The organism is Mesorhizobium sp. WSM4840 (assembly GCF_055811755.1).
The window spans coordinates 154,004-166,963 of the sequence record NZ_JBVVQD010000004.1; the positions used below are offsets into that span (position 1 = coordinate 154,004).

16 protein-coding genes are annotated in these 12,960 nt (G+C 64.0%); 6 read left to right on the forward strand and 10 right to left on the reverse strand.

Annotated elements, in window-relative coordinates; translation table 11 throughout:
• Positions 1-126 precede the first annotated feature (126 nt).
• Together AC0L3I_RS08260 and AC0L3I_RS08265 are read left to right on the forward strand one after the other, a co-directional pair.
• Positions 127-855 carry an AzlC family ABC transporter permease gene (locus AC0L3I_RS08260; RefSeq protein ID WP_473485257.1) on the forward strand — a complete coding sequence of 243 codons (729 nt, stop codon included), beginning with the start codon at positions 127-129 and terminating at the stop codon, positions 853-855.
• Complete coding sequence (locus tag AC0L3I_RS08265; RefSeq protein ID WP_077383210.1) at positions 852-1,148, forward strand: AzlD family protein; 297 nt, start codon at positions 852-854, stop codon at positions 1,146-1,148. The genes AC0L3I_RS08260 and AC0L3I_RS08265 overlap by 4 nt, the downstream gene beginning before the upstream one ends.
• 24 nt (positions 1,149-1,172) lie before the next feature.
• On the opposite strand, the gene AC0L3I_RS08270 is transcribed toward AC0L3I_RS08265, so the two are convergent.
• From AC0L3I_RS08270 to AC0L3I_RS08300, 7 genes are all read right to left on the reverse strand, one after another.
• Positions 1,173-2,312 (reverse strand): DUF1501 domain-containing protein, encoded by a 1,140-nt coding sequence (locus tag AC0L3I_RS08270; protein ID WP_473485258.1) that lies wholly within the window; start codon positions 2,310-2,312, stop codon positions 1,173-1,175.
• 5 nt (positions 2,313-2,317) lie between these two features.
• A complete protein-coding gene (locus AC0L3I_RS08275; protein WP_473526591.1) occupies positions 2,318-3,355 on the reverse strand; it encodes a DUF1800 domain-containing protein in 1,038 nt (345 codons plus the stop codon).
• Positions 3,304-3,687 (reverse strand): hypothetical protein, encoded by a 384-nt coding sequence (locus AC0L3I_RS08280; RefSeq protein ID WP_473526592.1) that lies wholly within the window; start codon positions 3,685-3,687, stop codon positions 3,304-3,306. The genes AC0L3I_RS08275 and AC0L3I_RS08280 overlap by 52 nt, the downstream gene beginning before the upstream one ends.
• A gap of 71 nt (positions 3,688-3,758) precedes the next feature.
• Positions 3,759-4,226, reverse strand: coding sequence for a periplasmic heavy metal sensor (locus AC0L3I_RS08285; RefSeq protein ID WP_473485260.1), 468 nt, complete (start codon positions 4,224-4,226; stop codon positions 3,759-3,761).
• Complete coding sequence (locus tag AC0L3I_RS08290; protein ID WP_473485261.1) at positions 4,223-4,627, reverse strand: hypothetical protein; 405 nt, start codon at positions 4,625-4,627, stop codon at positions 4,223-4,225. Before AC0L3I_RS08290 ends, AC0L3I_RS08285 begins: the two co-directional genes overlap by 4 nt.
• On the reverse strand, positions 4,624-5,172 hold the full coding sequence (locus AC0L3I_RS08295) for an RNA polymerase sigma factor (protein ID WP_473485262.1): 549 nt from the start codon (positions 5,170-5,172) through the stop codon (positions 4,624-4,626). The genes AC0L3I_RS08290 and AC0L3I_RS08295 overlap by 4 nt, the downstream gene beginning before the upstream one ends.
• Positions 5,173-5,377: 205 nt before the next feature.
• Complete coding sequence (locus AC0L3I_RS08300; protein ID WP_473526593.1) at positions 5,378-5,824, reverse strand: cupin domain-containing protein; 447 nt, start codon at positions 5,822-5,824, stop codon at positions 5,378-5,380.
• Positions 5,825-5,987: 163 nt separating this feature from the next.
• Between AC0L3I_RS08300 and AC0L3I_RS08305 the strand changes: the two genes are divergently transcribed.
• Positions 5,988-7,502, forward strand: coding sequence for a winged helix-turn-helix domain-containing tetratricopeptide repeat protein (locus tag AC0L3I_RS08305; RefSeq protein ID WP_473526675.1), 1,515 nt, complete (start codon positions 5,988-5,990; stop codon positions 7,500-7,502).
• Between the two features lie 31 nt (positions 7,503-7,533).
• Here AC0L3I_RS08305 and AC0L3I_RS08310 read toward each other — a convergent pair whose 3' ends face one another.
• Positions 7,534-9,378 (reverse strand): aminopeptidase P family protein, encoded by a 1,845-nt coding sequence (locus tag AC0L3I_RS08310; RefSeq protein ID WP_473526594.1) that lies wholly within the window; start codon positions 9,376-9,378, stop codon positions 7,534-7,536.
• A gap of 381 nt (positions 9,379-9,759) precedes the next feature.
• Between AC0L3I_RS08310 and AC0L3I_RS08315 the strand changes: the two genes are divergently transcribed.
• Complete coding sequence (locus AC0L3I_RS08315) at positions 9,760-9,945, forward strand: hypothetical protein (RefSeq protein WP_029351430.1); 186 nt, start codon at positions 9,760-9,762, stop codon at positions 9,943-9,945.
• Positions 9,946-9,980: 35 nt separating this feature from the next.
• On the opposite strand, the gene AC0L3I_RS08320 is transcribed toward AC0L3I_RS08315, so the two are convergent.
• Both AC0L3I_RS08320 and AC0L3I_RS08325 read right to left on the reverse strand, forming a co-directional pair.
• Positions 9,981-10,853, reverse strand: a complete 873-nt coding sequence (locus AC0L3I_RS08320) for a 50S ribosomal protein L11 methyltransferase (protein WP_473485390.1) — start codon at positions 10,851-10,853, stop codon at positions 9,981-9,983.
• 86 nt (positions 10,854-10,939) lie between these two features.
• Positions 10,940-11,518, reverse strand: a complete 579-nt coding sequence (locus tag AC0L3I_RS08325) for an SCO family protein (protein ID WP_473485264.1) — start codon at positions 11,516-11,518, stop codon at positions 10,940-10,942.
• Positions 11,519-11,721: 203 nt separating this feature from the next.
• Between AC0L3I_RS08325 and AC0L3I_RS08330 the strand changes: the two genes are divergently transcribed.
• A complete protein-coding gene (locus tag AC0L3I_RS08330; RefSeq protein ID WP_473485265.1) occupies positions 11,722-12,210 on the forward strand; it encodes a CreA family protein in 489 nt (162 codons plus the stop codon).
• 70 nt (positions 12,211-12,280) lie between these two features.
• Positions 12,281-12,922, forward strand: coding sequence for a DapH/DapD/GlmU-related protein (locus AC0L3I_RS08335; RefSeq protein WP_473485266.1), 642 nt, complete (start codon positions 12,281-12,283; stop codon positions 12,920-12,922).
• Positions 12,923-12,960 lie beyond the last annotated feature (38 nt).

Genomic DNA, 12,960 nt, shown 5'->3' on the forward strand with positions numbered 1-12,960 from the left:
CGGCCTTTCCCCCCGCATCGGCCCGAAAATCGGGATCGATTTTCGGATGGCCCGATGCGTGGATTCAAAGTGTTAGAGCGTCCTTTGCTCGTCCAAAAGGACGAGCGGCGCTCTAAGGAGTGGCTGATGTCGGCGGAAGCAATCTCCGAAAACCGCGCAAAAAGCGATTTCTGGCAAGGCGTGCGGCTCAGCTTGCCCGTCGTGGTGGCGGCGGCGCCGTTTGGACTGCTGTTCGGGGCGCTTGCCGTCGACAACGGTTTTTCGGTGCTGGAAGCCTTCCTGATGAGCGCCATGGTTTTCGGCGGCGCCAGCCAGATGGTCGGCATCGAATTGTTCGGGCAGCATGTCGCGCCATGGCTGATCGTGCTGTCGATCTTCGCCGTGAATTTCCGCCATGTGCTCTACTCGGCGGGTATCGGCCGGCGCATCGCGCACTGGCCGCTTATGCAGCAGGCCGTCGGCTATTTCATTCTGACCGATCCGCAGTTCGCGGTGGCCGAGCGCAAGGCGGAGGCCGGCGAAACGGTCGGCTTCGCCTGGTATATGGGACTTGGTCTGCCGGTCTACGTGTTCTGGGTGACCGAAAGCGCGCTTGGCGCGGTGTTCGGCAAGCTCATTCCTAACACACATGCGCTGGGCATCGACTTCCTGCTGCCGATCTATTTTCTCGGACTGGTCATGAGCTTTCGCAAACGGCCCCTATGGCTGCCGGTGGTCGTCGCCAGTGCTGCTGCCTCCATCATCGCCTACAAGACGGTAGGCTCGCCCTGGCACGTCTCCATTGGCGCCGTGGCCGGCGTGCTGCTCGCAGTCATCCTGCCGCCGCACCACAGTGGTGTGGAGGCGCGGCCATGAGCACAACCTTGTGGATCATCATCGCCGGTGCGATTGCGACCTATCTGACCCGCATCGGCGGCCATCTGGTGATCTCGCGCTTCGAAAACATCCATCCGCGCGTCGAGGCCGGGCTGAACGCCGTGCCTGCCGCGGTGTTGACGACGCTGGTGGCGCCCGCGGCGCTTGGCGCCGGGCCGGCGGAATGGGCGGCATTGATCGTCGCCGGGCTGGTCTCGCTGCGCGGCGGGCTTATGGCGATGTTTTTGGCCGGCGCCGCTGTGCTGGTCCTCGCCCGCCAGTTCGTCGGGTAACCGGACCGGCTGAGTACGCCAGTCCTACTTGCGCACGATGTCGGAGATCGCGGGGTCGAATCGACCTCCTGCAAAGAGCGTGCGCATCGTCTCTTCCGGATCGAGACCAAACGTTTCGGCGGCCGTCACCGCAATCAGCGCGTCGAGGTCGAGCGTCGGTGCGAGGTCGCGTCCTTGGTAGAGCGCACCGGTAGACAGTCCCGGCCAGTCGGCCAGCACCCGCCCGCCATTCACCGCTCCGCCAGCGATCATCGCGGCCGATGCCGTACCGTGGTCGGTGCCGCCAGTGCCGTTGACGGCGACAGTGCGGCCAAACTCAGTGGCGACCAGCACGGTCGTATCCTTCCAGATATCGCCGAGCCCAACGTGCAACGCATCGATGAGCGCGTCGAGCGCTCTGAGCTGGTTGGCCAGCCTGCCTTGCTGGCCGCTATGCGTGTCCCAGCCGCTGGTTTCGATCATGGCAACGCGCGGTCCGTCGGCCTTGGAGAGGAAGCCCGCAGCGGTGCGGCCGACGCTCGCTGCGTCCTTGCGCTGCGAGTTCACCGCGCCCAGCGCCCGTGTCTCAATCGCGCTGCTCCACAGCGTATGCAGCTGTTCGTCGGCGTCATAGAGCTTGCCGACGCGCATCATCAGGTCGTCCGGCGCTTCTGGCAGGGCGGTTGGCGCATAGGAGGTGACGTCCGCCTGGCCTCGCAGCGCTAGCGGGATGGTCGGTGCAAAAGCGATCGCTTCGCTGCGAGACTTCGGCAGCATGCCGACCAGCCGGTTCAGCCAACCGTCCTGGCGCTCATAGGGCGAGGTGCCGCCGCTTTCGAGCACATTTTGACCGTCGAAATGCGAGCGCTCGCGATAGGGCGAAGCGACCGCCTGGACGAACAGTGCCTGCTTGTCCTGATGCAGCTTGCGGAGCCGGGTGAGCGAAGGATGCAGGCCAAACGTACCGTCGAGCTTTATCGGATTGTCGATTGCCAATGAGCCGCGCAGTGTGCGGTAGGCGGGGTCGGCATAGGGAATGATCGTGTTCAGCCCGTCCGCGGCGCCGCGCTGGATGATGAAAACGAAGCGGCGGTCGGTTTCCACAGTGGCGAAGACGATGTGCGGCGCGATCAGCATCGAGCCGAGGCCGACGCCGGCGAGAGTGAGGAATTGACGGCGTTTCATCTTGGTCATCTCCTCTGGAAATCGGGCGACACGAGCAGCAGCGCGATGCCGGTGCGCCGGCTCTCGGCGCGGTCGACTTCGGCCATCGTCAGCTCGCTGAGTGAGCCGGCAAAGAGTTTTTGCGCGAGATCTCGCGGATCGATGTCGCCACTCTGTGCGGCGAGGCGCTGCGCCGCCTCGACCCGGCGGACCAGTGCGTCGGGTGCCGCCCAGCTCCCGCCAACGTCGTCATAGCCGGCCGGCGAACGCGGCCGCCATACCGGTTGGCCGAGCTGGTTGAGCAGTTGCGCCAGGCGCGGCTTGCCGATGTCGCTGCGGCCCAGGCCGCGCAGCGCCGAGATCGTCCATTCCCACGGCGTCTTGAACTTCGCCGCCGCCGGTTGCCAGGCCTCTGGACTGTCGATGAGCGCGCGGTAGACGGCGACGAGATCGCCGTTCGACCGGCGAAAGGCTTCGGCGAGCCGTGTCACGACCGCTGCCGGCGGCTCGTCGGCGATGAAGTGGCGCGCCAGCTTGGCGGCGATATGCGTTGCGGTCGCCTCGACCGCCGCGAGGTCGCCGAGCACGGCGAGCGCCTGTTTGTCCCCGCCCTGGTCGTAGGTCTTGCCCATGATCGTGCGTTGGCCTGGCTCGTGCAGCCCGGGTCGAAAGGTGAAGGTGCCGGCCTGGCCCCGCCCTCTGGCGCGTCCGGTGCTGAAACCGGTCAGCGCCAGCGCGAATTCGGTCACGTCGGCCTGGCTGTAGCCGGAGCGTGCACCGAGTGTGTGCAGTTCCATGATTTCGCGGGCCAGGTTCTCGTTGATGCCGGGTTTGCGCTTGGCGTTGCGTTTTGCTGCGCGGTTGGCAAATCTCGAGTTGGGACCGATCGAGCGCACCTGGTCGAGATAGAACAGCATCGCCGGGTGGCGCTCGGCGGCGAGTAGCATATCTTCGAAGCGGCCGAGCACATGCGGGCGGATCGCCTCGCGCTCGAAGGCGCCGGCGATCAGGGTCACCTGCGGTTTCTCCGCCGAGATGGCGAAATGGTTCGACCAGAAATGCACGAGCCGCTCGATGAAGGGCGTCGACGTTTCGAGCGCCGCGCGTGCCGCATGTCGACCTCGTCGCGATAGAGCGCTTGAGCCTCCTGGCGCGCCGCCTTGCGGGCGGCCATCTTTGCGGCCCCCTCGGCGTCCTTGGCCTCGAGCATCGCCTCGACGTAGCCGTCACCGAGTGTGGCCGAGTCCTGCGCGCCGAAAAAGACGGCTGGGTTTGCATCGTAGTCTTCGAACTGCGCTATCAACCAGGATTTCGGGTCGGCCGGTGTCTCGTCTTCGGGCCGGGCGCCCAGGCTGAAGCGGTTGAGCGCAACCGCGACCTCGCTCGGACGTGCCAATCGTGCCTCCGTCAGCATTGCTTCAGAGGCTTCAACGCGGCAGTGACCGGAATCCGTCGCACTTTCCAGCTCTATTTTTCGTCCGCTCGGCGCAGCATGTTGCTGCGGCCGCGCAGGCCGTCGACAAGCCGCGCCCTGTCGGCTGGCGTCAGTGTCGTCGCGAAGCTCACGATTGCCTGTTCGAGCCGGCCGCGCAGCGCCATATCGGCTTGCCGGACCGAGGCGAGCGTCTCACTGACAGCCGCTGCGTCGATCGGCTCGGCCTTGATCAGGCGCGCGACCTGCTCGCGGCCGGTCCGAGCCGCTTCGATGTCGGCAGCCGACTGGCGCCGCGCCTCGGCGAGCGCTTGGCGGAACGCCTTGCGCTGCTCGGGCGACAGGCCGGCCGCGGCGAAGCGCAGGCCGCGCTGGTCGCCCACCCCGTCGCGCTGCCCCTCGCGCGTCTGCCACATATAGCCAGCGCCGGCAGTGGCGCCGAGCACGAAGATGTTCAGCGCCAGCGAGACGGCAAGCAGGATCCTGATGCTGCGTTCGCTCATTGCACGTCCCCCTGCATGTCGCCGAATGCGGTCAGCGCATAGGCGCCGCCATCGTCAGGGGCGCTGTTGAGCGACAACAGCACGGCGACTGTCAGCACACCGGCCAGCGCGCCCGCCAGTCCGATGCCGGCCAATCCGGCACACCGCCAGATGAGCCGTGTGCGGCGCCACAGCGCAGGCGGCGCCGTGGCGATGATCCTTCGCGCGAGCGCGCCGTCCGGAGCTGCGACGCGATGGCGCGACAGCAGATCGTCGAGCTCCGCCGCCGGTGCAAGTGCGACTTCGGCTTGAGTCGGATTGGCGGCGATGAAGTCCAGCGCCGCCGCCCGCTCGTTTTCAGGCCAGCGCTGCGGCGACCCGCCATAGGCGGCAACGAGCTCGGAAAACCTCTCTGGAGTCATGTCATTTCGTCCCTGTCTCGTCCGAGCCTGGAGCGCAACTGCCGCCGCGCCCGCGACAAGAGGCTTTCCAATGCCGCGATGCTGATCCCCATGACCTCTGCCGCATCGCTGTTCGAAAGCTCCTGATAATACTGCAGCACGATCGCCTCGCGCTGGCGCTCCGGCAGCTCGGCCAGCGCGCGCCGCACCTGGTGCTGATCGTCGGCCGCGAGCATATCCGCTTCCGCGCCCGGGCGTTCGTCGGGGCGATCGGGAAGCTCCGCCACCGGCGTCTCCCGCCGCCTGCGCAGCCGGTCGTAGCAGAGATTGAGTGCGACGCGATGCAGCCACGTGTCGAACTTCGCCTCGCCGGCGCGCCAGCCCGGAGCCGCCTGCCAGATGCGCAAGAAGGTCTCCTGCGCGACGTCCTCCGCCTCGCCGCGGTCGCCCAGCATTCGGGTGGCGAGACGGATCAGCCGCGGCAGCTTGCGCTCGACCATGGCTTCCACCGCAGCCGCATTGTTTTGCGCGATCAGCGCCAGAAGCCGCTCGTCGGTCTCGCCCACGCTCTGCCTTCTCGTTCCACCACGCCAGACCTTCTGCCGACACAACCGTCATCCTGCACCCGCTATGTGCCTTCAACGAGTTTCAACGCGAAATCCGTCGGCGACCCGTGCTTGGCGTGATAGACAAGGCTCCGGTCTGGCGGCACACCATTGGCGGAATGTTCGGTTGAAGGGCGCCCCACCAATCATTCCTGGAAGGTCGCCTCTACGGTATCCTCCCGTCCATCTCCGGGAACAGGACGACGCTTTCCTGAGCGGTCGGTTCGTTGCGGGCGCCAATAAAAATGGCCGGCGCGCTTGCCCGGTTCACGGCGACGTGGAGCACGTTGGCGGGAATATAGAGATAGTCGCCGGGATGCACGACGTCCCGAAATTGCAGTTCGTCCCCGCTCCACATCTCCAGCTCGTCTCCGCTCAGCATATAAAATGCTGTTTCGTGACGTGCGTGGACGTGGGCCTTGGTCCGCTTCCCCGGAGGCATCGTGACGACGCCCAGCCAAAGCGCCTTCGCGCCGACGGTCTCAGCACTTATTCCCGGCAGATAGTCCGACCCCTGTTCGGCCCGATAAGCCTCGCCAGCCCCGACGATTACAGCTTTTCTGTCGCTGGGCGCCACACTGTCCGCTCCTGACGGTTGCTTCAACATCGTCATTTCGACCTCCATTTGTGTTAGTCTATACGAAGAACGGCCAAGATGACCGCACGTCCGGCCGGAGTTCTAAAAAGGGAGGCGAAAAGTTCCGAATTCTTCCGAAGCCGGTAAGCGGAATGTCGCAGCGCCGCGATGCTTAGCGTTCGGCCCGTTCGTGCTCGACATGCTGCGCGGGGGGCTTGTCCGCGAGGGCCGGCCGGTTGCGCTCGGGCACAAAGGCTTGTCGTTGCTTCAAGCCCTGCTGGAGGCACCGGCTCAAGTGCTGAGCAAGACGGCGCTTATGGAAGCGGCTTGGCCCGATGCCGTTGTCGAAGAAAGCAATCTCTCTGTGCAGATTGCAGCCCTGCGCAAGCTGCTCGGGCCACAGCCAGACGGCAGCGAGTGGATCGCCACGGTTCCCCGCACCGGATATCGTTTCGCCGGCAGCGTCCGTGTGCTGGACGCCGCTGCAGACGGCGCGCTGCCAAGTTCCGGCCAGCCGGCGGGACTCTCCGAAAGACCGTCCATCGCGGTCTTGCCGTTCGCCAATGTCAGCGGCGACGGGGAACAGGCCTATCTGGCTGACGGCATCACGGAGGACATCATCACAGCGCTGACGAGGTTCCGCTGGTTCCGGGTGATCGGCCGCAATTCCAGCTTCGTCTACAAGGACAAGCCAGTCGACTCCAAACAGGTGGCCCGCGAGCTTGGCGTCCGTTATGTGCTGGAAGGCAGCGTGCGCCGGTCCGGCCAGCATATTCGGGTCTCGACGCAATTGGTCGATGCGGCCTCGGCCAATCAGATCTGGGCCGAACGATACGAGACGGAAATGACGGAGGCATTCGCCGTCCAGGATGCCATAGCCGAGCGGGTGGCCGGCGCGATCGAGCCCGAACTTCTCAAGACGGAATCGCTTCCAGCCACTGCACGCAGCAGCGGAAATGCGACGGCCTGGGACCTGGTGCGGCAAGGTACCTGGCATTTCCACCACGTCGGCCGTCAAACTCACTTGAGTGCCCGCAAGCTGTTCCGGGAGGCATGCAGGCTCGATCCTGAACTCGCAGAGGCCCATCTCTGGCTCGGCCGGGTGAGCGCCGGCATCGTCGCTTACGGCTGGAGCGACAAACCGGAACAGGATATCCGGGAGGGCCTGGATGCAGCCTTGAAGGCGGTTCGGCTCGACGAGAAGAATCCCTATTCGCACTACGCGCTGGCCATCTGCAGCATTTACGCCAATGCACCGGAACAGGCCGTTCTTGCCGCGGAAAAGGCGATCGAAATCAGCCCAAGCTTCGCCCTTGGTCATCTGGTGTTGGGGATGGGACAGTTTTTTCGTGGCAGCGCATCCGAAGCGATAGCGCCGCTCGAACAAGGCCTTATGTTGAATCCTTACGATCCTCAGAACTTCGTCTGGTTCAATGTTCTGGCGCTCGCCTACTTGTTTGCAGGACAGGCAAACGAGGCTCTTGCCGCAGCCATCAAGGCGCGCAAGATCGCTCCCGCATGGCGGCCCACTCACGAAACTCTCGCCTGCTGCTACGTTTCGCTCGGCCGCCTGCCGGAGGCTGGATCTTGCGTCGAGCTGATGCGGGAAATGGAAAACCCTTCAGGCGATGCCTTGGCGCCGCTCAGGCTGCGCAATCCACATTGGGCAGATGAGATGGCGCATCTGTTGAAGAAAGCCGGTTGGCAGCGATAACGCTACATGCCATTCCCGGCCTTGCCAAAAATCAGGATTTCTGGTCGTGCGGCAGTGGTGCGGTTGCCTTTTCCAGCCAGGCCAGCGTCTCGCCGTCGAGCATCGGTCCGAGCTCGGCCAGCACGCGTTCGTGGTATGTGTCGAGCCAATGGAGCTCGTCGCGCGTCAAAAGGTCGGATCGCACCAGCCTGGTGTCGATCGGCGCCAGCGTCAGTGTCTCGAAGCTGTGCATGGCAATGTCGCCGCCCTCTATCTGCTCGGCTGGTGTGACCAGAATGAGGTTCTCGATGCGGATGCCGTAAGAGCCTTCCTTGTAGTAGCCCGGCTCGTTGGAGACGATCATGCCTGCCAGTAGCTTTTCGGTGCCGGTCCTTGCGATGCGCTGCGGGCCCTCGTGCACGGCCAGATAGGAGCCGACGCCGTGGCCGGTGCCATGGGCGAAATCGCAGCCATGTTTCCACAGAGCCAGGCGCGCCACGGCATCGATCTCGGAGCCGCGCGTGCCCGGGGGAAAGCGCAGCATGGAAATACCGATCATGCCCTTCAGCACCAGCGTGAAGCGTTCGCGCATTTCCTCGGTCGGTGTGCCGATCGGCACGGTGCGGGTGATGTCGGTGGTGCCGTCCTGATACTGTCCGCCTGAATCGAGCAGGAACAACTCGCCAGACTGAAGCTTTCGGCTGGTGGCGTGGGAAACGCGGTAGTGCATGATGGCGCCGTTCGGGCCAGCGCCCGAGATGGTGTCGAAGGACACGTCGCGCAGCGGCATTTGCGTTTCCTCGCCGGTGCTGCGGCGGCACTCCTCGAGCTTGGTGACGACCGCGATCTCGTCGAGCTTGCCGGGTTCCTGGCGGTCGAGCCAGCAAAGCAGCTTGGCCACCGCGGCGCCATCGCGGCGATGCGCGGCGCGGGCGCCGTTGATCTCGGCCTGGTTTTTCGTCGCGCGTGGAATGCGGGCAGGATCGGGTGCAGTGATGACGGTGCCGCCATTATCCTCGACCAGCATCCTGAGCTTCTCCGCCGCCAGCACCGGATCCAGCGCGACCTTCGCGCCGCCCTTGGCCAATCCTGCGATCGCCGCTTCGAATTCACTGGGTTCGTGCAATTCGGCGAGCTGCGTCAGATAGGCCGCGACGGTGCGCGAAAACTTGCGTTGGTCCATGAAAAGGAGATGCGACCCATCGGCGGCGAGCACGGCGAAGCCGAGTGCCAGCGGCGTGTGCGGCACGTCGCCGCCGCGGATGTCGAAGGCCCAGGCGATGGAGGACGGGTCGGTCAGCACGGCATGGGTGGCGCCGTCCTTGCCGATGGCCTCGGCCAGCCGTGCCAGCTTATCCTTGGCCAGTTCGCCGGCAAAGGCGATCGGATGGAGCTCGACCGGCGCCAGCGGCGGTTCGGGCTGGTCCTTCCAGATGACGTCGATTGGATTCTTCTCGAGCGGCACCAAAACCGCCCCCGATTTTTCGGCCGAAGCTTTCAGCGCTTTCACGTCGCCGATCGTCTGCAGCCACGGATCGAAGCCAAGCCGCACGCCCTTGCCGAGATTGTCCTTGATCCAGGTGGCGGGCGGATTGTCGACCAGGCTTTCGATCGAGAAGATGTCGAGATCGACCTCCTGGCGCACCTGCAGCGTGTAGCGCCCGTCGACGAACATGACGGCGCGGTCGCCGGCCACGATGGCGACGCCGGCCGAACCGCTGAAGCCAGTCAGCCATTTCAGCCGCGCCGAGCGGTCGGCGACATATTCGCCCTGATGCTCGTCGGCACGAGGCACGATGAGGCCATCCAAGCCGTTGGCCGCCAGCCATTGACGCAGCAGCGCCACACGCGGCTTGGCGACAGCGGGGTCGCCGGCGGAATCAAAGGTCTGGAACATCATGGCCTCTCTTTGGGTGCTGGATGTGAGCGGCGGACTTTCAAGTCGAACCGTGCCGCCGCTCACATCTAGCTTTTTGTTTGAGCATCGGGTTTTCCCAAAACCGGTTTCCACTTTTGGGTCCGATGCTCTAGCGCGACCGTAGCGCATGACCCTGAAAATCGGAATCGACTTTTGCTGGGCGGATCTTCGGTTCGGAGAAAATCAGCGCAAGATCAAAGTGCTACAGCGTCAGGCGCCTGACAATCGGCGGGATTTGGTCCAGCAGCATCGCTTTTGCGCATAGACGCCATGCAGAATCAGCGATTTTCAAACAGGTCAGCAGAGCTTACCTTTTTGACGTGGAGGAAAGAGTCTTATTGCCCTGCAAAGGAGACCATCATGTCCACGATTTCAGCCAGACGCGGATTTTTCAGAAGTGCTGTGAACGCTCTCATCGAAGCACGCCAGCGCGAAGCGAGCCGCTATGTGAGCGGCGTTCTGCTTGGCTTTGACGACGAAACGCTGAAAGCGAACGGCTACGATCGCGAAGAACTGAAGAAGGCGGCAAGGTCGCGCTACGTCTGAGCGAATTTATGGCTGGCGTTTGAAGGCGCTGCGCGTCACCGCTTGAGGTGGATTGTCACCCAGCCCTCGCGATGCAACGTCCTGACATGGCGGAACTGCTGGCCGACATAGGCCGAGATCACCGCGTCGCGCTGCCGGTCGAGGATGCCTGACAGCACGATCGAGCCGCCCAAAGCGATATGCCTGGCCATTTCGGGCGCCAGCCGCATCAGCGGCCGCGCCAGTATGTTGGCGACGATGAGGTCGAAGGGGCCGCGCGCGGCAAAGATCGGATGGTGGAAGCCCGGCGCCGTCACCGTTTCGACGAGCGCCTTGACGTGATTGAGCCGCGCATTGGCGGCGGCGACTTTTGTGGCGACCGGATCGATGTCGGTCGCCAGCACCGGGATATGGGCGAGCTTGGCCAGCGCGATGGCCAGCACCGCGCTGCCGGTGCCGAGGTCGAGCGCGTTGCGCGGGCGCTCGCGCCGCACGACCTGTTCCAGCATTTCAAGACAGCCGGCGGTGGTGCCGTGATGACCGGTGCCGAAGGCGAGGCCCGCCTCGATCTCGATGGCGAGTTCGCCGCTGTGGCGCTTCCTACGGTCATGCGCGCCGTGGACGAAGAAACGGCCGGCGCGTACCGGCTTCAGTCCCTCCAGCGAACGCGTCACCCAGTCGATATCTGGCACGGGCTCGCGCGCAATCGGCCTCGACAAGGCAAGCCCGGCAAGGATCTCTTCCACGCGCGCCTCGACGGCGTCGACATCGCCGTCAGCATAGAGCGACACTTCCTGGATGTCGCGATCCTCATCGACTTCGAGGATGGCAATCGGCAGACCCTCGTCCTCGAAGGCCGTTTCGAACGCCGCGAAGATACGGTCGGCCTCGATCTTTCCAGTGGTGAAATAAAGCCGCGTTTGGGTCATCAAACGATGTTTTTGTTTGAGCATGATCTTTTCCGAAAACCGGTCTCACTTTTCGCTGTCGCGGACCTTCGGTTCGGGATCATGCTCTAACCTTCCGCCGCCAGCCGCTTGAGCTTGGCGATGGCGGTGTCCGGGCTTTCACCGTAGGCGATGGTGCCGGCGAAATCGCCCCTGGCGTTGAGCAGCAGCACCGAAGCGGTGTGGTCCATCGTGTAGTCGCCGTTGCCCGTATCGACCTTCTTCGAATAGATGCCGAAGGATTTGGCCATGGCGTGGACCTTGTCCGGGTCACCGGTGATACCGAGGATGCGGTCGGAGAAATTGCTGATATAGGCTTTCAAGACGTCGGGCGTGTCGCGCTCCGGGTCGACCGTTACGAAATAGGCGCGCAGGTTCTTGCCATCGCCCCCCATCGTCTTCAGCCAGCCGGCCAGTTCGAACAGCGTGGTCGGGCAGACTTCCGGGCAATGGGTGAAGCCGAAGAAGACGACGCTGGGGTGGCCGCGAAACTCAGCCTCGGTGATCGGGGCGCCCTTCTGGTCGACCAGCGTGAACGGCGCGCCGAACGGCTCGCCGCCATAATGCCCGCGGTACCAGTCGAAGGTGAGCCAGCCGATGCCCGCCGCCATCAGGACGAGAATGCCGACCAGAATTGAACGCATCATCAATTGGTGTCCATTGCGATTTTCATTGGCGCCGTATCGGCGCCCTGGAGCTTGTTGGGCGAACACTCTTAACGGTTAGATCTCGCGCGCGCAAAGATGTCGCGTTGCCGCAACCGGCATTCCTGTCAAAAAATGATCCGCTTGCAAAGCGCTGCCGCCCGTCCCACCTGAGGTCGGCAAAACTCGAACCGCAGGAGGCTTCCTTGCGAAAACTGATCGGCGGCGCTTTGGCCGCATGCCTTGTCATCGGTGCTGGTGCGGCTGTCTCCCAGGAGGTCGGCAAGGTCGGCGTCGACTGGCTCGGCAACGACATCATCGTCGAGGCGATCAAGGACCCGAAGGTCGAAGGCGTGACCTGCCACGTCTCCTATTTCGACCGCGGCGTGATCGATCGCCTGCAAAAGGGCAACTGGTTCGAGGACCCGTCCGATTCCTCGATCTCGTGCCGCCAGACCGGGCCGATCACCATCAGCGACATCGACATGAGCGAGGCCGGCGAGGAGGTATTCAAGCAGGGCATCAGCCTGATCTGGAAGAAGCAGGTGGTGAACCGCATCTACGACAAGACCAATGAGACCCTGATCTATCTGTCGCACTCGCGCCAGGTGCAGGACGGTTCGGCGAAAATGTCAGTCACCACCGTGCCGCTTTACGGCCAGAACGTGGTGTGGACCAACGGCAAGCCGAAATAGGCTCTGGTAACAGGTGACGGACGATTGGTCCCGCTTGCGGGACCAATCGCTCGGGCGTAAAGCCGCCGGCATGGACCGTCCCGAAAACCTTGTCCTGAAAGACCCCGAGCCGCGCATCCACCCGACCGCGGAATTGAAGGCGTGCAAGCTTGGACGCTACGCCTCGATCGGCGAGCGGGTCATCTTGCGTGAAGTCATAGTGGGTGATTTCTCTTATTTCGAGCGCCACGCCGAGGCGATCTACACGACCATCGGCAAGTTCTGTTCGATCGCCGCCAACAGCCGCATCAACGCGCTGGAGCATCCGATTGAGCGGCTGACCCAGCACAAGCTCAGCTACCGCCCGAACGAGTATTTTCGCTGGCTGGGCGTCGACGCCGGATTTCGGGAACGACGGCGGGCAAAGGCCGTCAGTATCGGCCACGACGTCTGGATCGGCCATGGCGCGGTGATCATGCCTGATGTGACCATTGGCAATGGCGCGATCGTCGGCGCCAACGCTGTGGTGACGCGCGACGTAGCTGCTTATGCGATTGTCGCCGGCGTTCCGGCCAGGCAATTGCGCCAACGCTTCGCGGCGGACATCGCCGCGCGGATCGAAAGCCTAGCCTGGTGGGACTGGCCGCCCGAGAAACTGGCCAAGGCAGTCCCCGACATGCAGGCAATGCCGATCGAGGCCTTCCTCGACCGCTGGGAAAACGAAATATCCTGATTTGGCAGGCGCGTGCACGGCTATGTCCGTGAAATCCC